This window comes from Roseomonas sp. FDAARGOS_362, from assembly GCF_002754815.1.
GTDB classification, from domain to species: Bacteria; Pseudomonadota; Alphaproteobacteria; order Acetobacterales; family Acetobacteraceae; genus Roseomonas; species Roseomonas mucosa.
The window spans coordinates 311971-332351 of record NZ_CP024582.1 but is presented as its reverse complement, the minus strand read 5'-3'; the positions used below and the strand labels follow the sequence as shown (position 1 = coordinate 332351).

Sequence of the window (20381 nt, the reverse complement as noted above, 5' to 3'; positions counted from 1 at the left end):
AGATCCCGATGTCCGAACCTTCCCTGCATCCCGACACCCTGGCCCTGCATGGCGGCTGGCGTGCCGACCCCACCCATGGCGCGGTGGCGGTGCCGATCTACCAGACCACCTCCTACCAGTTCGAGAGCAGCGAACATGCGCGCCGCCTCTTCGGGCTGGAACAGCTCGGCTACATCTATTCCCGCACCGGCAACCCGACCGTCGATGCGCTGGAGCAGCGCCTCGCCGCGCTGGAGGGAGGCGTCGCGGCCCTGGCGCTCGGCTCGGGGCAGGCGGCTTCCGCCTTCTCGGTGCTGGCCCTGGCGCGGGCGGGAGACAACATCGTCTCCTCGACCGATCTCTATGGCGGAACCTGGAACCTCTTCGCCAACACCCTGTCGCGCTTCGGCATCGAGACTCGCTTCGTCGATCCCACGGACCCGGAGAACTTCCGCCGCGCCACCGACGAACGCACGCGCGCCTATTATGGCGAGACGCTGCCCAATCCGAAGCTGGTCGTGTTCCCGATCGCCGAGGTCGCGGCGATCGGCCGGCCGCTGGGCATCCCCCTGATCCTGGACAATACGGCGGCGCCGCTGCTGGCGCGGCCGCTGGATCATGGGGCGGCCATCGTGATCTATTCCGCCACCAAGTATCTCGGAGGCCACGGCACCAGCATCGCCGGCGCCGTGATCGATGGCGGGAAGTTCGACTGGCGCGCGGTGCCGGAACGGCAGCCTTCCCTCAACACGCCCGATCCGAGCTACCACGGCATGATCTGGACCGAGGCGGCGCCGCGGCTCGGCGTCCCGCCCTATCTGGCGGCGCTGCGCTCCTCGATCCAGCGCGACCTCGGCGCCCCGCTCTCGCCCTTCAACGCCTTCCAGATCCTCCAGGGCGTCGAGACGCTGCCCCTGCGCATGCGGCGGCACAGCGAGACGGCCACCGTGGTGGCGCAATGGCTGTCGCGCCGCCCGGAGGTGACCCGGGTCATCCACCCGTCGATGCAGGGTGGGGAAGCCCGCGCCCGGGCCGGGCGCGTCCTGCACGGAGGCTTCGGCGGCTTGGTGGGGGTGGAACTGGAGGGGGGCCTCGACGCCGGGCGGCGCTTCATCGACGCGCTGAAGCTGTTCTACCATGTCGCCAATATCGGCGACGCGCGCAGCCTGGCGATCCATCCGGCCAGCACCACCCACAGCCAGCTCTCGGCCGAGGAGCAGGTCCTGACCGGCGTGACGCCGGGCTACGTACGGCTCTCGATCGGGCTGGAACATGCGGTGGATCTCCTGGCCGACCTGGCGCAGGGCCTCGACGCCGCCGGACAACTGGCGAAAGCCGCCTGACAGACAAGGGAAACGCGAGATGTCCTTCGCAGACGACATTGTCACCGTTCCGGCCGTCCCCCGGCCGGACCTGCCTCTCCTCGACCTTCGCCGCCTCGATGGCACGCCGGAGGAACGCGCCGCCTTCCTCACGGATCTGCGCCATGCCGCGCGGGAGGTCGGCTTCTTCTACCTGTCGGGGCACGGTGTTTCCGAGGCGCTGGAAGCGGAGGTGCGCGACATCTCCCGCCGTTTCTTCGCCCTGCCGGAAGCGGAGAAGCTGAAGGTCCAGATGATCCACTCGCCGCATTTCCGCGGCTACAACCGCGCCGGGCTGGAGTTGACGCGCGGCCGCCCGGACTGGCGCGAGCAGTTCGACGTGCATTCCGAGCGCGATGCGCTGCCTATCGGGCCGGACACGCCGCCCTGGGCGCGCCTCCAGGGGCCCAATCTCTGGCCCGACAAGGCCCTGCCGGAGCTTCGTCCCGTGCTCCTGCAATGGCAGTCGGAGCTGACGCGCGTGGCCATCCGTCTCGTGCAGGCTTTCACGGAGGCACTGGTCGGCGATCCGGATGCCCTGGCGCCGATCTATCGGGAGAACCCGAACCAGACGATGAAGATCATCCGCTACCCGGCGCGGCTGACGGATGACGCGGCGCAGGGCGTGGGGCCGCACAAGGACAGCGGGTTGCTGACCTTCGTGCTCCAGGACGACACGGGCGGGCTGCAGGTGGAAACGGAGAAGGGCTGGGTCGAGGCCGTGCCGCGCCCCGGTACCTTCGTGGTCAATATCGGCGAACTCCTGGAACTCGCCTCCAATGGCTACCTGAAGGCGACGGTGCATCGTGTCGTGAGCCCGAAGGTGGGGCGGGACCGCTATTCCGTGGCCTTCTTCCTGGGCGCGCGGCTGGATGCCACCGTGCCGCTGCTCGATCTTCCGCCGGCCCTGGCGGCGGAGGCCAAGGGGCCGGCCAGCGACCCGGAGAACCCGCTGTTCCGCAATGTCGGCGCCAACTACCTGAAGGGACGGCTCCGCTCGCATCCCGATGTGGCGCAGCGCCATCACGCCGACCTGCTGCGGTAGGACCGGAACGGACGCCGTGGGCCCGGGGGTGGGCCGTGGCGCCGGACTTTCATCGGCACGCGCCGAGATCTGGTTCCGGCCGGAAGAAACCTCTCCCGCACGGCTTCCTCATGCGTCGATTTTGCTTCGTATCGCGGCAACTTTGAAAACGCCGTCCATGGCAATCCCGCCACCTTCCCGGTAGCCCTTGGAGCCCGGCGTTCGGCCAGGATGGCGTCAGCCGAAAGCCCAGACCGGGCGACATGTTGAACCTGAAGTGGGAGACAGACGTGACATCGAGGCTTTCCCGGCGCCGCTTCGGCCTCGCCCTGGCCATTCCGGCGCTGACGGCTCCCGCCTCCATGGGACGATCCCGGGCACATGCCGCATCACCGGTCCGCATCGGCTATCAGAAGAACGGGTCGCTCGTGATCCTCCGACAACAGCGCCGGCTCGAGGCTCTCGGCATTCCGGCCGAGTGGATCGAGTTCCCGTCCGGCCCGCCGATGCTGGAGGCGCTGAACGCCGATGCCGTGGATTTCGGTGCGACCGGCGACACGCCGCCGATCTTCGCCCAGGCCGCCGGCGCGGATCTCCTCTACGCCGGCGGCCAGCCCGTCAGCGGCCGCAATGCCGCGATCCTCGTGCGGAAGGATGTGCCGATCCACAAGCTGGGTGACCTGAGGGGCAAGCGGCTGGCCTTCACCAAAGGATCGAGCGCCCATAATTTCGTTGTCCGCGCCCTGGCCTCGGCGTCTCTCGGTCCGGGCGACGTACAGGCCGTGCAATTGCAGCCCTCCGATGCCGCGGCGGCGTTCCGGCAGGGCAGCATTGATGCCTGGGCCATCTGGGATCCCTTCTTCGCCATCGCGCAGCAGGAACCCGGGACGCGTGTCCTGACGACGGCCGAGAACATCGCCCCGAGCAACAGCTTCTTCCTGGCCAGCCGCAACTTCGCCGAGCGGGACGCCGACAGGCTCCTCACGCTGCTCGGTGCCATCAACGAGGCCGCGGACTGGGCGGACCGGAACCCCGACGACCTCGCCCGCATCATGGCCGAGGTCACCGGCGTGCCGCTGGCGGTGCAGCGTGTCGCCGCCGCGCGCGGTGTCTATGCCGTGCAGGCCGTGGACGACGCCATTGTCGCACAGCAGCAGGCCATCGCCGACAGCTTCGCCACGCTGCGCATCATTCCACGGCGGATCGACATCCGCGCCGCCGTCTGGACACCGCCCCGCCAGATCGCCGGAGCCCGCCCATGAATGCCGAACCTTTTCCGGAGAGTGGTGCCGAGGCGCCGCCGCTGGACCTGATGTGGTTCCTGCCTTCCGGCGGGGACGGCTCCTATCTCGGCACCGGGAAGGGGCATCGGGTGGTGGACAACCGCTATCTGCGCCAGATCGCCCAGGCCGCCGACCAGCTCGGCTACAGTGGCGTGCTGCTGCCCACTGGCAATGGCTGCGAGGATGCACTCGTCACCGCCTCCTCCATCGCCCCCTTCACCGAGCGCCTGCGCTTCCTCGTGGCGCTACGCCCCGGACTGACCCTGCCGGGGGAGGCGGCGCGGCAGTACGCGGCGCTGGACCGGCTGACGGGTGGCCGCCTGATGGCCAATGTCGTCTGCGGCGGCAATCCCGCCGACCTCGCGGGTGACGGGCTCACCCTGGGCCATGACGAGCGCTATGCCCAGGCGGACGACTTCCTGACGATCTGGCGCGGCCTCATGGCCGGGCAGACGGTGCAGCACGAGGGAACGTACCTTTCGTCGCGGGGCGGGCGGCTGGCCTTCCCGCCCGTGCAGCGCCCGCATCCGCCGCTCTACTTCGGCGGATCGTCGCCGGCGGCCCATGCCCTGGCGGCGGCCCAGGCCGATGCCTACCTGACCTGGGGAGAGCCCGTCGCGGCGGTGGCAGGGAAGATCGCGGATGTGCGCAACCGGGCCGCCGCTCTCGGCCGCAGCCTGCGCTATGGAATCCGGCTGCACCTGATCGTGCGGGAAACCGAGGGCGAGGCCTGGGATGCCGCGCACCGGCTGATCCGCCACCTGTCCGACGACACCATCGCAACGGCGCAGCGCAAGCTGGCGCAGGAGAGCGACAGCGTTGGCCAGAAGCGGATGCTGGCGCTGCATGGCGGCTCACGCGAAAGGCTGGAGATCGCGCCGAACCTTTGGGCCGGTGTCGGCCTGGTCCGCGGCGGCGCGGGCACGGCGCTGGTCGGCGACCCTGAGACGGTGGCGGCGAGGATCCGCGAGTACCAGGCGCTCGGCATCGATACGCTGATTGCCTCCGGCTATCCACATCTGGAGGAAGCGTATCGTGTGGCGGACCTGCTTTTCCCGCTGCTGAACCTCTCCGCCCGGCCTAGCCCCGCCGTGGAAGGACCAAGCCTCGTGAACGGCGGCGGCGCCTTCATGACCACGGTGGAGAAGGCAAGCACCTGAAGACCGGTATGAGCGGCGTCCCTATGGCCGCCGCTCACGCCTCGCCCACCTGCGCGGGAGCCTGTTCCATGTTCCGATCACGGTGCCCACACCATGCGGTGCTGCTTTCCACGCGTGCGGGCCGCAGCGATCAGATAGATCGTTTCCTGCACGCCCCGTCCGGAGCGATGCTCCGGAAGTATGGGGATGGTGCTACATCGCCCAGCCTTCAGGAGCAGCGGCAACCTTAGGGCTCGCGGCGGTTTATTCGCAGAGCGAAGCCTGTTCCAGACGAACCCGCCAGTCGCTCTTCTGTCCTGGCACGAGCAATTCATGGCATGGTCTGGACAGGCGGGAGAACCGAAGAAAGGAGCCGACGATGAGCCTCAGCCTCCCGGTCCGCTACACCCCTGGCGTGGAGGATATCCAGCCCGGCGAGCAGGACACGATCCAGGATCTCAACGAGGCCTTCGACACCATCCTGGAGACGACGGCGAAGGACTACGGCCATGCCGTCCGCTCCGTCCATGCCAAGGCCCATGGCATTCTCGAAGGCAGGATGGTGATCGCCGCTGGCCTTCCGCCGGAGCTGGCGCAGGGCCTTTTCGCCAAGCCGGGCGAGCACAAGGTCTATATGCGGATCTCGACCAATGCCGGCGACATCCTGCCGGACGCGATCTCCCTGCCACGCGGCATGGCGCTGAAGGTGCTGGATGTGGAAGGCGAGCGACTGCCCGACGCCGAGGGCAGCACCCAGGATTTCATCATGGTGAACGGGCCGGTCTTCCAGACGAAGACCGCCGACCAGTTCCTGGGCAACCTGAAGATGCTGGCCAGGACCACCGACCGGATGGAGGGCACCAAGAAGGTCATGTCCTCCGTGCTGCGCGGCGTGAACACCGCCCTGGAGGCCGTAGGGGTCGAGAGCACCAAGGTGCAGTCGCTGGGCGGCGCGCCCAATGTCGATCCGCTAGGCGAGACCTATTACAGCGTCACGCCATTCCGCTATGGCGACTATATCGCCAAGTTCAGCCTCGTTCCGGTCGCGCCGGACCTGTTGGCCCTGAAGGGCAAGGAGATCGATGCCTCCGGCCGGCCGGATGCGATCCGTGAGACGATACAGGGCGAGATGAAGGGCATCGACGGTGTCTGGGAGTTCCGCGTGCAGCTATGCCGCGACCTGGAGGAGCAGCCCGTCGAGGACCCGACCGTCGTGTGGGATGAGGAGAAGGCACCTTCCCGGACGGTCGCCACCATCACCGCGCCGCGGCAGGACAGCTGGGATGCCGCCCGCGTCCAGGCCGTGAACGAGGAAATGCACTTCATGATCTGGACCGGCCTTGCCGCCCACCAGCCACTGGGCAACATCAACCGTGCCCGGCGCGAGGCCTACAGGCATTCGGCCAGGTTCCGCGAGCGCTTCAACCGCTGCCCGATCCATGAACCGGGCGGCGGGACAGGCGCCTGAGCCTTCCGGAGGGCCTTGCCGCATCGCGTGGTGAGGCCCCTCCCGATTTTCCTCTCCTCTGACCAAGGAAGCAGAGCCTTGCGCGCAGCCCCCTTTCCACCCGACGAGATGCCGCCCGGTATCAGGGCTCTTCACGAAGACATGGCTAGGGAGATCAAGCAACACCTCAAGGGCTTCGTCTCGAAACGCGCTGACGGCGCACTCGTGGGTCCTTTCGCGCCGATGCTGCGCTTTCCGCAGTTCGGAGAGGCGGCGTGGATCTATACCAAGGCTCTGATCGAGAATTCCAAGCTGCCCCGGTCTGCGCATGAGGTGGCGATTCTCGTCACCGGCGCGGCCTTCAACTCTCGCTATGAGCTCTATGCCCACGAACACGTCGCCGATGCGGCTGGCCTGACGCCGTCCAAGATCGCCGCCATCGCGGCAGGCCAGCGCCCGGCCGACCTTACGGAAGAGGAAGCGGCCGCCTATGACGTGGCCGCGGTGCTCGCTGGTGGCCGGAATCTTCCGGAAACCACCTATCGCCGTGCGGTTGCGGCTTTCGGCGCGGAACAGACAGCGGAACTGATCTATCTCGTGGGTGGCTACTGTCTGGTTTCCGTGCTGCTCAATGCCTTCGATATGTCAGTTCCTGGCCGCGAAGAAGGCCTGCCTCAGGGCTGACCTTGCCTGTGGCCCCTGACGCGGGTGCGCCCTCCCTCCGCTCCCGTTCCTGCGTCAGTAGCCGGTGCCGGAAGCCGGCGCCCCTGTGAGCAGGGCCACGCCGGAACTGGCGCCGATCCGGTTCGCGCCGGCGGCGATCATCGCCAGAGCCGTGTCCCAGTCGCGGATGCCGCCAGAGGCCTTCACCCCCAGCGCATCCCCCACGATCCCGCGCATCAGCCGCACATCCTCCACCGTGGCACCGCCGGTGGAGAAGCCGGTGGAGGTTTTCACGAAGTCGGCCTTCGCCTCGGCGGCCAGACGGCAGGCGGTGCGCTTCTGCTCGTCCGTCAGCAGGCAGGTCTCGATGATGACCTTCAGCACCTGCCCTTCGCAGGCCTTGCGCACCGTGGCGATGTCGTCGCGCACCTCGTCAGCCCTGCCGTCCCGCAGCGCGCCGATGGGGATCACCATGTCGATCTCGTCGGCGCCATGATGCACGGCGTTTGCCGTCTCGGCGGCCTTGTCCCGGGAGGTCGTGGCGCCCAGCGGGAAGCCGACTACGGAACAGGTCTTCACCGCACTGCCGCGCAGCAGCCGCGCCACCAGCGGCACGTTCACCGGATTGACGCAGACCGAGCAGAACCCGTGCCGCAGCGCCTCCTCGCAATAGCGGCGCAGTTCGGCCGCGCCTGCTCCCGCCTGGAGCAGCGTGTGATCGATCAGCGGGGTCAGCTCCTCGGGGCGGCGCGGCAAGGCGGTCGGCTGTGTCTTCACTCTACGTCCTCTGTGCCGGGCCGTGCGATCCGGGTGGGTCAGCCCAGTGACTTTCAGTCTCCAGATTCTGTGAAAATCGTCACATCATGGGGCCACATGTCAAGGCCCTCCGCCACGAGGAGAAGGATCCAGGACAACGCGGCGATGGGCGAGCCGCGCCGGGATGCCGTGGCTTAGCGATACGGCGGCACTTGCCATTTCCTCCATGCCCCTGCGATGGGACCTTTCGCAACCGCTGCAAGGGCTAGCCTTGCCGGAAGGGCGTGTGCTGCTACAGAGCGGCTCGCCCGGCAGCAGATGCATACCGACCAGTGCCGCTATCGCAACCTCATTTCCGGCTGACGGCGGCGAACGCGCAGTTCGTCAGAAGACGGCGCTACCCTTCGGCACGTCGGAGCGCGGGGAGAGGACGATCACCTCACCTTCCGTGTTGCGCGCACCGAGGATCAGGACCTGCGACTGGAAGCCGGCGATGTTGCGGGGCGCGAAGTTGCAGATGCACACGACGCTGGTGCCAACGAGGTCTTCCGGCGCGTAGCTCGTGATCTGCGCGCTGGACCAGCGGATGCCGAGGTCGCCCAGATCGACGGCGACCTTGTAGGACGGGTTGCGCGCACGCGGGAAGGGCTGCACCTCGACCACCCGGCCGACGCGGATGTCGAGCTTCGCGAAATCATCGTATTCGGCCAGCGGCTTGGCCTCGGCCTGCACGGCATCGGTCATGGGATATCCCTTTGCTCAGGCCGGGGAACGGCCGGCGGCCGTGCCCCGGGATCGTTTGGAACTCGCTCGGGCGGAGCAGGTCAGGCGCGAAGCTGCTCCTGATGTGCCTTGACCAGATCGGCCATGCTGTTGAACTGGAAATCCACATGCGGCATCGTGCCGGGGTTCATGGTGGCGCCGAAGCCCTGGTCCTTGTGACGGCGATAGATCCAGCAGGATGCCAGGCCGAAGGCGTTCGCTGGCCTGTGGTCGTGGAACATGCTCTCGGCCGTGTGCAGGATGTGCTCCTTGCCGATCTTCTCGCCACCCAGCCCCGCGCCGAGGCGCTGCAGCATGTACTCGAAGTTCCGCGGGCTCGGCTTGTAGGAACCGGCATCCTCGGCGGTGATGATCGCGTCGAACTCCACCTGTAGGCGCTTGTTGCTGGCGGCGAAGCTGGCGTTGTCCACGTTGGACAGGATCACCAGCTTGTAGAACTTCTTAAGGTACTGCAGCGCGCCCGGCGAATCCTCGAAGGCCGGCCAATTGCCGACCGACCGGCCGTAAGCCAGGCATTCCTCCAGGGTGACCGGCACGCCCCATTGTTCCGCCAGGCGTTTGTAGACAATCGGCAGCAGCTCGGCATAGGGTCGGGCCGGGGTCTGGATCTGCTGGGTGGATTCATGGAAGGCGTGCGCCTCCAGGATCTCGTTACGGCCGAGAGGACGGCCGACCTTTTCGGTCAATGGGCGAAGGCCCTCGATCATGCCGCTTTCCCAGTCGATTAGGGTTCCGTAACAATCGAAGGTGAGAACCTTGAAGTCGGTGAGGCGCATGGGGAAACATCTCCTGCTGAACGGCGAGGGCGTTTGATACCCCGAGCGTAACCCGGCCGGGCTGCAATGAAACACCAGCCGGGTCCTTGCATCCCGCAGATGTCGCGGCGGAACGCGGACGCCACAGAATCATTTGCTGCATGGCGGCACGGCGTCTCGCCGGTGCGGGGTCGGGCGCCGCCGGGTAGCGATCGCCCGCCACGCCGTTCCGGCCCCGCTGGCCTCTATACGGCGGCCTGCTGCTTCGCGGCCTTCGCCACGAAGTTTCTCGAAGGCAGCACGCGGCCGATATCCATCCCATAGGCACCGACGAAACCCGGAAGCGATTCGCCCATCGCCAGCGCCGCCGCGAGCTGCGCCGCGCCCGGTGCGCCCATGACGCCGTTGCCGCCCTGCCCGGCCAGCCAGTGGAAGCTGGCCTCGTCAGGATCGGGGCCGATCACGGGCTGCTCGTCCGCCGCGAAGGTGCGAAGCCCGGCCCAGCGGCTCACGATCCGCCGCACCTTCATGATCGTGGCATTCTCGATACGGTCTATGGCGAGCGCGACGTCGTATTCGTCGGGCGCGGCATCGCAGGCCGGGCACGCCGTCTTGTCCACGGGCGAGACCATCACATGGCCTGCCTCCGGCTTGAAGTACCAGGTCTCCGCCACGTCGAAGGTCATCGGCCAGCTCCGCACGTCGGAACCCTCCGGCGCCTCGAAGGTGATCGCGGTGCGGCGATAGGGTTGCAGCCCCTTGGGACGGATGCCGGCGCGCGCCGCCACCTCGTCCGCCCAGGAACCGGCGGCGTTGACCACGCGGCTGGCGGTGAACTCCACGCCCGAGGTGCGGACATGCCACACTGCCGTCCGGCGCTCCAGCGTCACGGCCTCGGTGGACATCAGGGTCCGCAGGCCGCGGGCCTTGCCGGCCCGGACATAGCCCTGGACCAGCGCATCGGCGTCGATATCGGCACATTCGGGCTCGTGGAGAGCGAGCGTGAAGCCGTTTGTCCGGACCGTGGGCGACAGCCGCGCCGCCTCGGTCGCCGGGAGGAGGCGGCAGGATACGCCACGGCGCTTCAGCTCGGCCTCATCGTTGCGGAGCGAGGCTTCCTGCTCCCGCGTGCCGAAGTAGAGCGCGCCGATCCGGTGCAGCAGAGGGTTGGAAGCGAAGCCGGGCGGAGGCGCCTCGAAGAAGGGCCGGCTGGCGGTGACGAGGGTCTGCCAGCCCAGGGGCCCGTAGTTCTCGGAGATGACGGCGGCGGAACGCCCGGTGCTGTGATAGCCAAGGCCCGCCTCGCGTTCCACCAGGACAACGGGTCCGAAGCACGACAACTCGTAGGCCACCGAGGCTCCGGCCGCGCCTCCGCCGATCACAACGGCCTCGAAATGCTCCATCCTGCTCTCCATCGTTCCGGGACGCGCATGGGCGACGGCGCTACACGGGCATGGCCTGCGCCGAGCCATGCCGCAGCCCGTGCCCGATGCTAGCACCGGCCGCAGGCAGGATCGGCCGAACACCGGGGCCGCGACGAAATCTCCTGCTGCGTGTCGCCGCGGGCCAGCGGATATCCGGCGGGCACCAGGGGTGCGGAGCGGTTCGCGCCGTCGCCGCCGGCCGGGCGGGTTGCGCTTGGCAGGGTGCCTCTCTAATGTCGCGCCGAGTTCGACGGTCGGCTGAGCCTGGCCTACTCGACAGGAAGCCACTCCCGGACGACATACATGGCGCCAGGCACTCCAAAGCTGGACCGCATCGACCTGAACATTCTCTCCTGCCTGCAACAGAACGGCCGCATCACCAACCTGGACCTGGCCGGTCAGGTGGGACTGTCCCCCAGCCCTTGCCTGATGCGTGTGAAGCGCCTGGAGAAGGCCGGCTACATCACCGGCTATGGCGCGCATATCGGCATCCAGAAGCTCGGCGACACGGTGACCATCTTCACCGAGGTCACGCTCTCCGACCACCGGAGCAGTGACTTCGTGCGTTTTGAGACGCGCATCCGTGCGATCAACGAGGTCATTGAGTGCCACCTCGTGAGCGGAGGCTACGATTATCTCCTGAAGTTCATGGCACGCTCCATCCAGCACTATCAGGACACGATGGAGTATGTGCTCTCGCTGAACATCGGCGTGGAAAAGTACTTCTCCTACATCGTCATCAAATCGATCTTCTCGAAGCCACTGCCGGACCTGCACGAATTCTTTTCTGCCGTCGAGTGACGCCGCTCCCGGCGTCACCCGTGTATCCTGGCCTGCTGTTCCAGCACCGCGAGGAAGGCCAGCGCGGCAGGTGCGAGGCTCCGTCGGGACTGGGTGACGACGCCGATCTGCCGCCGCATCACCGGGTGCTCGAGCCGGCGCCAGACCAGGTCGAGCCGCCCCAGGAGCGGCATCGTCAGTCGCGGCAGGGCGGTGATGCCCAGCCCCGACGCCACCAGATGCCCGGTGGTGCCCAGGAAGGCACAGCCGTAGAGCGGCGGTATCGCCAGCCCGGCCTGGAGGAAGGCTGCATCGGTCATCTGCCGGACGCTGCTCTCGGGCGCCATGGCCACGAAGGGCCTGCCCTCGAAGGCCGACCAGGGCAGAGGTGAGCCGTCGCCGGCCAGCGCATCGTCGGGGCGGCAGACCAGGCCGAACTCGTCTGACACCAGGGGCCGATAGGACAGCGTCGTCCGCGGGCTGGGCCGGATCGTCAGCCCGATATCGGCACGGCCCTCGGTCACGACGTCCAGCACGGAGCCCGAGAGGCCGTCCAGGACCGCCACTTCCACATCCGCGCGCCCCTGGCGGTACTGCGCGATGGCAGGCGGCAGCAGGACCGCGGCAACCGAGGGCAAGGCCGCCACCGCGACACGCCCGCGCCGCCCTTCGATGAAGCGCCCCAGCTCGCTGAAGGAGCTGTCGAACTCCGCAACGAGGCGCTCCGCGATAGGGCGCAGGTCCTGCCCGGTGGGCGTCAGCGCCACGCTGCGGGTCGTGCGGTCGAACAGGCGCGCACCGACCGTTTCCTCCATCTGCTGCACCATGCGGCTGAGCGCCGGCTGCGACACGCCCAGTTGCCGCGCGGCTTCGCTGAAGCTGCCGGTGCGGGCGAGTTGCAGGAAGGCAGAGAGCTGCTGAAGGTTCAGATTTATGCGCATATGTTATGGATATATAGGTTGCCTCCATCCTTCGTCATAGACGATTGCTTCCCCATGGACCGCCCCTTCGAGAATGGCGGCCTGGGAGGAAGCATGCTGGCCATCTTAGGCTTCGCGACAATCGCGATATTCCTGTTCGCCATCATGACCAGGCGCATGTCCGTGCTGGTCGCCCTTGTCCTCATCCCCACCATCGCCGGGCTGCTCGCCGGCGCAGGGCCGGAGCTGGGCAAGATGATGCTCGACGGCATCGCCCGGGTCGCGCCGGTCGGGGTGATGATCATCTTCGCCGTGCTCTATTTCGGCCTGATGCTCGATGTCGGCCTGTTCGAGCCGATGATCCGGCGCCTGCTGCGCTTCGTGAAGGGCGATCCGCTGCGAGTCGTGCTCGCGACGGCGATCCTCACCATGGCCGTCTCGCTCGACGGTGACGGCGCCACCACCTTCCTCATCACGGTCTCGGCGATGCTGCCGCTGTACCAGCGGCTCGGCATGAACCGGCTGGTGCTTTCGGGCGTCGTCGCCCTCGGCGCCGGGGTGATGAACATCATTCCCTGGGGTGGGCCCACGGTGCGCGCCATGGCCGCGCTGAAGGCCGATTCCTCGGCCATCTTCAATCCGGTTGTGCCCGCCATGCTGGCCGGCATCCTCTGGGTGCTCGCGGTCGCCTACTTCCTGGGTCGGCGGGAGCGGGCCCGCCTCGGCATCGCCTCGCTCGATGCCCTGCCGGCCGCCGGTCCTCGCCCCGCCTCGCTTTCCGCCGCAGTGCCCCTCGGCACCGGTCCGTCCGGCGCGGGCGAGGACATGCCCGATGGGATGTCCTCCATCCAGGCTGGCCATGCCCCGGCGGGCGAGCGCAAGATCGCGCTCGAACGGCCGTGGCTGTTCTGGTTCAACACCGTCCTGACCGTCGTCCTGATCGTGGCGCTGCTGACGTCCCTGCTGCCGTTGCCGATCCTCTTCGTGCTGGCCTTCGCCATCGCCCTGCCGGTCAACTACCCGAGCTGGGAGGAGCAGCAGAAGCACCTGGTGTCCCATGCCGGCAGCGTCGTGACCGTGTCCACCATGATCTTCGCGGCCGGCATCTTCACCGGCGTCCTGACCGGCACGAAGATGATCGAGGCGATGGCGGGCGCCGCAGTCTCGGTGATCCCAGAGAGCCTGGCAGGCTACCTGCCCCTGATCGTGGCGGTGACCAGCATGCCCCTCAGCCTGGTCTTCACCCCAGACGCCTACTATTTCGGCGTGCTGCCGGTGCTGGCGCAGGCCGCGGCGAGCTTCGGCGTCGACCCCGTCCTGATCGGCCGCGGCGCCATCCTCGGCCAGATGACGACCGGCTTCCCGCTGAGCCCCCTCACCGCCTCGACCTTCATCCTGGTCGGGCTGAGCGGGGTCAATCTCGGGGACCACCAGCGCTTCATCTTTCCCTGGGCCTTCGGGACCACGCTCGTGATGACAGCGGTCGCCCTAGCGACCGGCGTCCTCCTGGGATGAGGCCCATCACCGGCGCAGGCCGCCACGCGAAGGAAGGTTCCATGAAGACGATCAGGATCGGCGCAGGCGCGGGCTTCTCCGGCGACCGCATCGAACCGGCGGTGGAGGTGGCCGAACGGGGCGAGGTGCGCTACCTCGTTTTCGAGTGCCTGGCCGAACGCACCATCGCCCTCGCCCAGCAGGCGCGGATGAAGGACCCCGCGCGGGGCTACGACCCGCTTCTCGTCGAACGGATGCAGGCGGTGCTCGGCATCTGCCGTGCCAGGGGCATCAAGGTCATCACCAACATGGGCGCGGCCCATCCGGTGGCCGCCGCCGGGAAGGTGGCGGAAGTCGCGCGCGACCTCGGGCTTTCCGGGCTGCGCATCGCGGCGGTGACCGGGGACGACGTGCTCGACGCCGTGCGTGCGGGCGACCACAGGCTCGACGAGACGGGCGAGACCGTCGCCTCGCTCGGCAACCGGCTGATCTCCGCCAATGCCTATCTCGGCGCCGGCCCGATCGTGGAGGCGCTGGCGGGCGGTGCCGATGTCGTCGTCACCGGCCGTGCCGCGGACCCGGCCATGTTCCTGGCACCCCTGGTGCACGAATTCGGCTGGTCCATGGAGGACTGGACCCGGCTCGGGCGCGGCACCCTGGTCGGGCACCTGCTGGAATGCGCGGGGCAGATCACCGGCGGCTACTTCGCCGATCCGGGCTGCAAGGACGTGCCGGACCTGGCACGGCTCGGCTTCCCGATCGCCGAGGTGTCGGCGGACGGCACGGCCGTGATCGGCAAGGTTCAGGGTTCGGGCGGCATGGTGACCGCGGCCACCTGCAAGGAACAGATGCTCTACGAAGTGCACGATCCCGCCCGCTACCTGCAGCCGGATGTCGTGGCCGATTTTTCCGGTGTCCGGGTGACGGAGGATGGGCCGGACAAGGTGCGCGTCGAGGGCGGCGGCGGCCGGCCCCGGACCGGCATGCTGAAGGTCTCGGTGGGTTATCTGGACAGCTATGTCGGCGAAGGGCAGATCTCCTATGCCGGGCCGGGCGCCGTGGCGCGCGGACGGCTGGCGCTGGAGATCGTTGCCGAGCGGCTGCGGCTGATAGGCGTCCAGGCGAGCGAGATGCGCTTCGACCTGATCGGCGTCGACTCCATTTTGGGACCGAAGCAGCCGGCCGGTGCGCCCGAGCCGCGCGAGGTGCGGGTCCGGGTCGTGGGCCGGACCGACAGCCTGGCGGAGGCGATCCGCATCGGGAACGAGGTGGAGTCACTTTACCTCAATGGACCGGCCAGCGGCGGCGGGGTGACGAAATCGGCACGGGAAGTGGTGGGCATCCGCTCCTGCCTCATCCCCGAAGCCGCAGCGGTACCGCGGATCACCTGGGTGGAGGCATAATCATGATCCTGCGCGAACTCGCCCATGCCCGCACGGGAGACAAGGGCGACATCTCCTGCGTCTCCGTCATCGCCTACGACATGGCCGATTATTCCCGGCTGATGCAGGTGGTGACGGTGGAGCGTGTGGCTGCGCATTTCGCCGGCATCGCGAAAGGCCCGGTGCGGCGCTACGAACTGCCTGGGATCGGCGCGCTGAACTTCGTGCTGGAGGGCGCGCTGGGCGGCGGCGTCACACGGTCCCTTGCCCTTGACGCGCATGGCAAGTGCCTCGCGTCCCTGATGCTGGAACTGGACATTCCGGCCAATGCCGGTTCCTCGTGAGCGGAGGCCTGCCCGTTACAGGGCGAGTTCCTCGTGGGAGCGGAAGATGCCGCGCCGCGTGGCATGCCGACCGGCAGCGGCTTGGCTACCCCGTGCCGGTTGCCGGTGCAGATGGACAAGTGCTGGGTTATGCCTCGTTCGGGGACTGGCGGGCGTTCGAGGGCCATCGCCATACCGTGGAGCACTCCGTCTATGTCCGGGTGGACCAGCGGGGCCAAGGTATCGGCGAGAGCCTCATACACGCGCTCATCGGCAGAGCGCGGGAGATCGGAAAGCATGTCATGGTCGCGGGGATCGAGGCAGGGAACGGGGGGTCGATCCGGCTTCACGGGAAGCTCGGCTTCCAGCAGGCCGGCAACCTAAAGGAAGTCGGTACCAAGTTCGATGGATGGCTCGACCTCGTCTTCATGCAGCTCACGCTTGACGCCCGTAAGGCTCCATAAGGCCGGTGCGTGCATGCGTGCACCGCGAACCGCCGCTGCCTCGGCCTGCGGACTTCTACGAATGGCTATCCACAGGCAGGCAATCCAACACTTCGCTGGCAGGAACAGGGGACGCGATCGGATCCAGTCTCCGTCCCGTCGCCACCTCAAACACATGCAGCTTTGCGGGCGGAAAGCCAAGGCTCAGGTGATCGCCACGCGCAATAGGGGTCTCCACCGATCGCTGGACGATGAGAGGTTGACCGGCGACCCGGACGTGCACGAGATGGCTTGTACCGATATCCTCCACCATCTCACAAATCGCGTCGATACTCCCCTGCCCCACATGTTCGGGGCGGATACCGATCAGGACCTTCTGACCCGGCAGGAGCTTACCGGCAAGCGGCAGGGTCATGCCCTTCGCAAGTAGCACCTCTCCGCCGCCAGGGGAAACCTGCCCCTCCAGCAGGCTCATCGCGGGAGAGCCGAGGAAGCCCGCCACGAAGCGTGTCGCCGGCCGCTCATAGACCTCCCGCGGCGAGCCGACCTGCTCGACCCGGCCGGCCTGCATGATCACCAGGCGATCGGCGAGTGTCATGGCCTCGACCTGGTCATGGGTCACCAGGACCGAGGTGACGCCCAGGGAGTCGTGAAGTCTGCGCAGTTCCGCCCGCATCTGCACCCGCAGCGTGGCATCGAGGTTGGAGAGCGGTTCGTCGAAAAGGAAAACCTTGGGCCGCCGCACCATGGCCCGGCCCATGGCCACGCGCTGCCTCTGCCCACCGGAAAGCTGTGACGGCCTGCGCTCCAGGAATCCATCGAGAGACAGGCTTGCGGCCACCTCGCGCACGCGTGCCTCCCGCTCCTTGCGGGGGATGCCGGCGACCTTGAGCGGATAGCCGATATTCGCCCCGACGCTCATATGCGGATAGAGCGCGTAGTTCTGGAACACCATGGCGCATCCGCGCTCCTTGGGTTCCCGCTCGTTCATGCGTATGCCGCCGATGCGCAGTTCGCCGGATGTAATGGATTCCAGGCCGGCGATCATACGCAGCATCGTGGACTTGCCACATCCCGAAGGGCCGAGGATCACCACGAAACTGCCAGAGTTCAGGTCCAGATCCACGGCATGCACGGTGGCCGTGGCGGCACCCGGATAAGTTTTCGACACGGCTTCGAGATGGATGGCAGACATCGAGGCTTCTCTCACTTTTCCGTCGCGATCAGGCCACGCACGAACCAGCGCTGCGTCAGCAGCACGACGAACAGGGGCGGAAGCATGACGATCAACGTTGCCGCCATGAGGATATGCCATTCCGGCAGCCCATCGCCCCGGGGCACCAGGCGGGACAGCTCGACCAGCACCGTGGCACGGGCAGGTTCGGTCGTCACCAGGAGCGGCCAGAGATATTGGTTCCAGGCATAGACGAACATGATCGTCGCCAGCGCGGCGATGTTGGTACGGCTGAGCGGCAGCAGCACGTCCCAGAAGAAACGCAGCGGACCGGCGCCGTCCATCTTCGCGGCTTCCACCAGGTCCTCCGGCACGGTCATGAAGAACTGCCGGTACAGGAAGGTGCCGGTGGCGGTGGCGACCAGGGGCAGGATCAGCCCGGCATAGGAGTTCAGCATCCGCCACTGCAGGGCGATGCGAAGACCGGAGACGCTTTCGACCAGCCCGGTCAGACCTGTCATGTCGAGAATAGCCTGGAAGGGCCGCAGCGCATTGGCCGCCACCGCATAGGTCGGCACGATGCGCACCTCCAGCGGCAGCATCAGCGTGACGAAGATCAGCCAGAAGATGGCCATCCGGGCACGCCAGTCGAAGAAGACGATGGCGAAGGCCGCGAGTGCCGCCACGGTGATCTTGCCCAGCATCACGCCGAAGGCGACGACGAAGCTGGTGACGAAGCGGGCGCCGAAATCGCCGCGCCTCCAGGCCTCGCCGAGATTCTCGAAGAGATGGCTGCCGAACCACCAATTGATCGGCACGTGGTTGACCCCGGCGATGTCCTGGGAGGCCGCGACGATGGCGAGCCAGACGGGGACAAGCAGGAAGACCACGCCCAGCAGCAGGATCGCATGGGTGACGATGTCGAAAACGGGGCGGCGCTCGATCATGGTATGCTCACCGGTAATGCATCCGGCGTTCGATGACGCGGAACTGCACGAAGGTCAGCACCATCACCAGAAGCATCAGCACGATGCTCTGCGCCGCCGCGCCGGAGTAGTCCAGGCCTTTGAAGCCATCGGAATAGATGCGGTAGACCATGATTTCGGTGGCACGAGCGGGGCCACCCGCCGTCATCACATCCACCAGTGCGAAGCTGTTCGTGAAACTGTCGGTCAGGTTGATCACCACCAGGAAGAACAGTGTCGGGGTCAGCAACGGCAATTGCAGGTCGATCATGCGGCGCAGAGGGCCCGCCCCGTCATTCGCCGCCGCCTCGATCAGGCTGCGCGGGATGGATTGCAGCCCGGCCAGCAGGAAGACGAAGTTGTAGGAGACGAGCTGCCAGGCCCCGGCAATGATCAGCATCAACATCGCATGCGTGCCGTTCAGTCCCGGATTCCACAGGCCGGGCGACAGGGTGTTGAGCCAGGAGAAGATCCCCGAACGTGCATCGAAAACGAACCGGAAGATCACGCCGACCGCCGGTGCGGCGATGGCATAAGGCCAGATCAGCGCCAGCCTATAGCCACGCGTGCCCTTCAACTCACGGTCCACGAACATCGCGAGCACCAGCGATATGAGCACGGCGAGTGCCGTCGTGGCGAAGGCATAGACGATGCTGGCCAGGACCGAGTTCCAGTAGGCCCTGTCCTGGAAGACGTTGGCAAAGTTCTGCCAACCCACCCAGGCGTTGCCGCCGCCCCAGGGCTGTTCCAGCGTGAAGGCCCAGTAGAAGGCCTCGCCTGTCGGCCAGTAGAAGAAGACGAAGATGCAGAGCAGCTGTGGCAGCACGAGTGCCCAGGGAAGCCAGCGGCTGTGGAAGAGTGCGCGTCGGGACTGATCCATGTCTTTTGCCGCAGGGTGGCCGGCGTGGGAAACGCCCGCCACCCCGCTTCCCGGTCAGGGCAGCTGCTTGCCGCGATAGGTCTGCTCGAAGCGGCGCAGCAGCCGGTTGCCCTCGGCGGCCATGCTGTCGAGCGCCTCGTCCATGCTCTTCTGCCCCGCGAAGGCTGCCTGCATCTCATTGGCATAGGTTGCGCGGAACTGCGTCATGTTGCCCAGGCGCAGGCCACGGGAGAACTCGGTCGGTTCGGTGGCCAGCAGGCTGGTCATGGCGACCTCGCGGCCCACATTCTGCGGCTTCTGGAAGAAGTGCTCGGCCTTCAGCCTGTCGTAGCCACTATGCGTGACCGGGATGTAGCCGGTGTTGGTGGCCCAGAACTCCTCCGATTCCGGCGTGGCCAGGAACTCGAAGAAGGCCGCTGCGGCGCGATACTCGCCGGCCGGACGGCCCTTCAGCGTCCAGAGCGAGGCACCACCGACGCGGGTGTTGGTGCGTGTCGTGCCGGCATAGATCGGCAGCAGCGCCGGCGTCCAGTCAAGGTCCGGCTTGGCCGTCAGGCGAATGGTCGAGTGGTCGGCGATGGAGTTCAGCGCCGCGCCGCAGGTGCCGGATGCGAAGGCCGCGGTGACGTTCTGGCCGCTCTCCGGTGTCTTCACCGCCAGCAGCCCTTCCTTGTACCAGGAAAACAGCCGGTTGAAGTGCTTGCGGACCAAGTCCTGCTTCTGGAAGACGTACTCGGCATCCAGCCCGCCATAGCCGTTGCCCTTGCTCGCGATCGGCAGGTTCTGGACGGATGCGAACTGCTCCAGCCAGGGCCAGCTGTCGAAGTTGATCGCCATCGGACAGGCGATACCCTTCGCTTTCATGGCGCGCAGAGCCTTCTCCAGTTCCTCCCAGGTCTCGGGCGGCTTCTCGAAGCCGGCCTCGCGCCCCATGGCCCGGTTCCAGTACATCACCGCGGTCGATGAGTTGAAGGGGAAGCTCAGCATTTCGCCCTTGGAAGTCGCGTAATAGGCTGCGATCGGGGAGAGATAGTTGTTCCAGTCGACTTTCCGCTTCTGCTCCTGCATCAGATCCCGGGCCGGGATATACTGGCCGGAGAGCATCAGGTCGGCGGTGCCGATGTCATAGACCTGCACGACCGTGGGCTGCTCGCCGGCGCGAAAGGCCGCGATGGCATTCTGCAACGCGTGCGCATAGTCGCCCTGGCTGACGCAGGACACTTGGAATTCGTTCTGCCCCTCGTTGAAACGTTTGCAGACCTGCTGCACCACATCGCTGAGCTGGCCGGTGAGGCCGTACCAGAAGGTGAAGCGCTGGCGCGTCTCGGCCTCAGCGTGACCGGAAAGAAGCGTGGCGAGAGCCACGCCAGCAGCGAGGGCCGTTCTGCGAAACATTGATCACAATC

The 20381-nt window shown here is 67.1% G+C and carries 19 protein-coding genes and 1 pseudogene; 11 read left to right on the top strand and 9 right to left on the bottom strand.

All coding sequences use genetic code 11. The annotated features are described in order from the left end of the window. Positions 1 to 8 precede the first annotated feature (8 nt). From CTJ15_RS01520 to CTJ15_RS01495, 6 genes are all read left to right on the top strand, one after another. Entirely contained in the window at positions 9 to 1322 is a 1314-nt protein-coding gene (locus CTJ15_RS01520; protein ID WP_019462044.1) for an O-acetylhomoserine aminocarboxypropyltransferase/cysteine synthase family protein, read from the top strand. 19 nt (positions 1323 to 1341) lie between these two features. Next, a complete protein-coding gene (locus tag CTJ15_RS01515; protein WP_019462045.1) occupies positions 1342 to 2385 on the top strand; it encodes an isopenicillin N synthase family oxygenase in 1044 nt (347 codons plus the stop codon). Between the two features lie 242 nt (positions 2386 to 2627). After that, positions 2628 to 3626, top strand: coding sequence for an aliphatic sulfonate ABC transporter substrate-binding protein (locus tag CTJ15_RS01510; RefSeq protein ID WP_099780891.1), 999 nt, complete (start codon positions 2628 to 2630; stop codon positions 3624 to 3626). Further along, positions 3623 to 4807, top strand: coding sequence for an FMNH2-dependent alkanesulfonate monooxygenase (gene ssuD, locus CTJ15_RS01505; RefSeq protein ID WP_019462047.1), 1185 nt, complete (start codon positions 3623 to 3625; stop codon positions 4805 to 4807). The genes CTJ15_RS01510 and ssuD overlap by 4 nt, the downstream gene beginning before the upstream one ends. 358 nt (positions 4808 to 5165) lie before the next feature. After that, a complete protein-coding gene (locus CTJ15_RS01500) occupies positions 5166 to 6254 on the top strand; it encodes a catalase family protein (RefSeq protein WP_019462048.1) in 1089 nt (362 codons plus the stop codon). Positions 6255 to 6332: 78 nt separating this feature from the next. Then, complete coding sequence (locus CTJ15_RS01495) at positions 6333 to 6917, top strand: carboxymuconolactone decarboxylase family protein (protein WP_202801213.1); 585 nt, start codon at positions 6333 to 6335, stop codon at positions 6915 to 6917. Positions 6918 to 6971: 54 nt separating this feature from the next. On the opposite strand, the gene deoC is transcribed toward CTJ15_RS01495, so the two are convergent. The 4 genes from deoC to CTJ15_RS01475 all read right to left on the bottom strand — a co-directional run bounded on the left by deoC (position 6972) and on the right by CTJ15_RS01475 (position 10593). Beyond that, positions 6972 to 7673, bottom strand: coding sequence for a deoxyribose-phosphate aldolase (gene deoC / locus CTJ15_RS01490; protein WP_099780890.1), 702 nt, complete (start codon positions 7671 to 7673; stop codon positions 6972 to 6974). Positions 7674 to 8036: 363 nt separating this feature from the next. After that, positions 8037 to 8396, bottom strand: a complete 360-nt coding sequence (locus CTJ15_RS01485; RefSeq protein ID WP_058390156.1) for a tRNA-binding protein — start codon at positions 8394 to 8396, stop codon at positions 8037 to 8039. Between the two features lie 80 nt (positions 8397 to 8476). Then, positions 8477 to 9211, bottom strand: coding sequence for a haloacid dehalogenase type II (locus CTJ15_RS01480; RefSeq protein WP_058390155.1), 735 nt, complete (start codon positions 9209 to 9211; stop codon positions 8477 to 8479). 224 nt (positions 9212 to 9435) lie between these two features. After that, positions 9436 to 10593: an FAD-binding oxidoreductase gene (locus CTJ15_RS01475; RefSeq protein WP_058390154.1), complete on the bottom strand. Its 1158-nt coding sequence runs from the start codon at positions 10591 to 10593 to the stop codon at positions 9436 to 9438. A gap of 324 nt (positions 10594 to 10917) precedes the next feature. Between CTJ15_RS01475 and CTJ15_RS01470 the strand changes: the two genes are divergently transcribed. Then, entirely contained in the window at positions 10918 to 11415 is a 498-nt protein-coding gene (locus CTJ15_RS01470; protein WP_019462054.1) for an Lrp/AsnC family transcriptional regulator, read from the top strand. A gap of 14 nt (positions 11416 to 11429) precedes the next feature. On the opposite strand, the gene CTJ15_RS01465 is transcribed toward CTJ15_RS01470, so the two are convergent. Next, on the bottom strand, positions 11430 to 12335 hold the full coding sequence (locus CTJ15_RS01465) for a LysR family transcriptional regulator (protein ID WP_019462055.1): 906 nt from the start codon (positions 12333 to 12335) through the stop codon (positions 11430 to 11432). Positions 12336 to 12428: 93 nt separating this feature from the next. Here CTJ15_RS01465 and CTJ15_RS01460 point away from each other — a divergent pair, with 93 nt between their 5' ends. From CTJ15_RS01460 to CTJ15_RS01445, 4 genes and pseudogenes are all read left to right on the top strand, one after another. Continuing rightward, positions 12429 to 13829, top strand: a complete 1401-nt coding sequence (locus CTJ15_RS01460; protein WP_099780921.1) for a CitMHS family transporter — start codon at positions 12429 to 12431, stop codon at positions 13827 to 13829. Positions 13830 to 13870: 41 nt separating this feature from the next. Next, the gene (locus CTJ15_RS01455; protein WP_075822486.1) at positions 13871 to 15211 is read left to right on the top strand and encodes an acyclic terpene utilization AtuA family protein; all 1341 of its coding nucleotides are present in this window, start codon (positions 13871 to 13873) and stop codon (positions 15209 to 15211) included. Positions 15212 to 15213: 2 nt separating this feature from the next. After that, the gene (locus tag CTJ15_RS01450; RefSeq protein WP_075822485.1) at positions 15214 to 15534 is read left to right on the top strand and encodes a hypothetical protein; all 321 of its coding nucleotides are present in this window, start codon (positions 15214 to 15216) and stop codon (positions 15532 to 15534) included. Positions 15535 to 15584: 50 nt separating this feature from the next. Beyond that, positions 15585 to 15977: pseudogene (locus CTJ15_RS01445) on the top strand (N-acetyltransferase family protein); the annotation flags it as partial. Between the two features lie 55 nt (positions 15978 to 16032). Here the strand turns inward: CTJ15_RS01445 and CTJ15_RS01440 are convergent. Genes CTJ15_RS01440 through CTJ15_RS01425 form a run of 4 tightly spaced genes read right to left on the bottom strand, consistent with a single transcriptional unit; the run spans position 16033 to position 20340 of the window. Then, complete coding sequence (locus CTJ15_RS01440; protein ID WP_075822483.1) at positions 16033 to 17151, bottom strand: ABC transporter ATP-binding protein; 1119 nt, start codon at positions 17149 to 17151, stop codon at positions 16033 to 16035. 11 nt (positions 17152 to 17162) lie between these two features. Next, positions 17163 to 18077, bottom strand: coding sequence for an ABC transporter permease subunit (locus CTJ15_RS01435; protein ID WP_058389867.1), 915 nt, complete (start codon positions 18075 to 18077; stop codon positions 17163 to 17165). Between the two features lie 7 nt (positions 18078 to 18084). Then, the gene (locus CTJ15_RS01430) at positions 18085 to 18975 is read right to left on the bottom strand and encodes an ABC transporter permease subunit (RefSeq protein ID WP_058389868.1); all 891 of its coding nucleotides are present in this window, start codon (positions 18973 to 18975) and stop codon (positions 18085 to 18087) included. A 54-nt stretch (positions 18976 to 19029) separates the two neighbouring features. Next, the gene (locus tag CTJ15_RS01425; RefSeq protein WP_226945875.1) at positions 19030 to 20340 is read right to left on the bottom strand and encodes an extracellular solute-binding protein; all 1311 of its coding nucleotides are present in this window, start codon (positions 20338 to 20340) and stop codon (positions 19030 to 19032) included. Between the last annotated feature and the right edge of the window lie 41 nt (positions 20341 to 20381).

Excerpts from the sequence above, each read along its gene's own strand:
- CTJ15_RS01520 (WP_019462044.1), top strand. The coding sequence starts at position 9 with ATGTCCGAACCTTCCCTGCATCCCGACACCCTGGCCCTGCATGGCGGC.
- CTJ15_RS01515 (WP_019462045.1), top strand. The coding sequence starts at position 1,342 with ATGTCCTTCGCAGACGACATTGTCACCGTTCCGGCCGTCCCCCGGCCG.
- CTJ15_RS01510 (WP_099780891.1), top strand. The coding sequence starts at position 2,628 with ATGTTGAACCTGAAGTGGGAGACAGACGTGACATCGAGGCTTTCCCGG.
- ssuD (WP_019462047.1), top strand. The coding sequence starts at position 3,623 with ATGAATGCCGAACCTTTTCCGGAGAGTGGTGCCGAGGCGCCGCCGCTG.
- CTJ15_RS01500 (WP_019462048.1), top strand. The coding sequence starts at position 5,166 with ATGAGCCTCAGCCTCCCGGTCCGCTACACCCCTGGCGTGGAGGATATC.
- CTJ15_RS01485 (WP_058390156.1), bottom strand. The coding sequence starts at position 8,396 with ATGACCGATGCCGTGCAGGCCGAGGCCAAGCCGCTGGCCGAATACGAT.
- CTJ15_RS01480 (WP_058390155.1), bottom strand. The coding sequence starts at position 9,211 with ATGCGCCTCACCGACTTCAAGGTTCTCACCTTCGATTGTTACGGAACC.
- CTJ15_RS01475 (WP_058390154.1), bottom strand. The coding sequence starts at position 10,593 with ATGGAGCATTTCGAGGCCGTTGTGATCGGCGGAGGCGCGGCCGGAGCC.
- CTJ15_RS01470 (WP_019462054.1), top strand. The coding sequence starts at position 10,918 with ATGGCGCCAGGCACTCCAAAGCTGGACCGCATCGACCTGAACATTCTC.
- CTJ15_RS01465 (WP_019462055.1), bottom strand. The coding sequence starts at position 12,335 with ATGCGCATAAATCTGAACCTTCAGCAGCTCTCTGCCTTCCTGCAACTC.
- CTJ15_RS01460 (WP_099780921.1), top strand. The coding sequence starts at position 12,429 with ATGCTGGCCATCTTAGGCTTCGCGACAATCGCGATATTCCTGTTCGCC.
- CTJ15_RS01455 (WP_075822486.1), top strand. The coding sequence starts at position 13,871 with ATGAAGACGATCAGGATCGGCGCAGGCGCGGGCTTCTCCGGCGACCGC.
- CTJ15_RS01450 (WP_075822485.1), top strand. The coding sequence starts at position 15,214 with ATGATCCTGCGCGAACTCGCCCATGCCCGCACGGGAGACAAGGGCGAC.
- CTJ15_RS01440 (WP_075822483.1), bottom strand. The coding sequence starts at position 17,151 with ATGTCTGCCATCCATCTCGAAGCCGTGTCGAAAACTTATCCGGGTGCC.
- CTJ15_RS01435 (WP_058389867.1), bottom strand. The coding sequence starts at position 18,077 with ATGATCGAGCGCCGCCCCGTTTTCGACATCGTCACCCATGCGATCCTG.
- CTJ15_RS01430 (WP_058389868.1), bottom strand. The coding sequence starts at position 18,975 with ATGGATCAGTCCCGACGCGCACTCTTCCACAGCCGCTGGCTTCCCTGG.